This is a genomic window from Geodermatophilus sp. SYSU D00779, assembly GCF_054050595.1.
Genome location: NZ_JBJGZQ010000075.1, coordinates 1 through 707, shown reverse-complemented (window position 1 = coordinate 707; position 707 = coordinate 1). Strand labels below are relative to the sequence as shown.

The following is a 707-nucleotide window of genomic DNA, read 5'->3' as shown; positions in this document are numbered from 1 at the left end:
AGGCGTTGGCGCCGCCGGAGTTGAGGACGACGGCCTTGACGCGGCCGCTGCTGAGGACCTGGCGGCTCCACTGCACCGGCGCGGCGGGGAAGCGGTTGGTCGTGAACACGGCCGCGGCGGCGTCGTCGGGGCCGTCGTTGACGACCAGGGCGACGTCGTTCGCTCCGGTGGACTTGAGGCCGGCGGCCACCCCGGCCGCCCGGAAGCCCTTGGGTGCGGTCGTGCTCACGGAGCCACTCCCACGACGGGGAGGCCGGTGGTCTCGGGCAGGCCCAGGGCCAGGTTGGCGCACTGCACCGCCGCGCCCCCGGTGCCCTTGGTCAGGTTGTCCACCGCCGCCACCACCACCAGCCGCCCGGCGTCCGGATCGACCGCCACCTGCAGCGCGACGGTGTTCGCCCCCAGCACCTGCGCCGTGGTCGGCCACTGCCCCTCGGGCAGCAGGTGCACGAACGGCTCCTCGCCGTAGGCCTTCTCGTACGCCGCCCGGACCGCCGCCTCGTCGATGCCCGGGAAGAGCTTCGCCGAGCAGGTGGCCAGGATGCCCCGGCTCATCGGCACCAGCGTCGGCGTGAAGCTGACGCCCACCGGCCGGCCCGCGGCCTGGGAGAGGGTCTGCACCATCTCCGGCGTGTGCCGGTGCGCCCCACCCACGCCGTAGGCGCTCACCGACCCCATCACCTCACTGCCCAGCAGGTGCGGCTTGG

2 protein-coding genes are annotated in these 707 nt (G+C 74.5%); both read right to left on the bottom strand.

Annotation, left to right across the window (positions count from 1 at the left end; all coding sequences use genetic code 11):
- Positions 1–229, bottom strand: a 229-nt coding sequence (locus tag ACI79G_RS24970) for a bifunctional ornithine acetyltransferase/N-acetylglutamate synthase (protein ID WP_456883723.1), incomplete at its 3' end; no start/stop codon positions are given.
- Positions 226–707: Asd/ArgC dimerization domain-containing protein (locus ACI79G_RS24965; RefSeq protein WP_456883721.1), on the bottom strand; the 482-nt coding region annotated here is incomplete at its 5' end. The genes ACI79G_RS24965 and ACI79G_RS24970, both read right to left, overlap by 4 nt.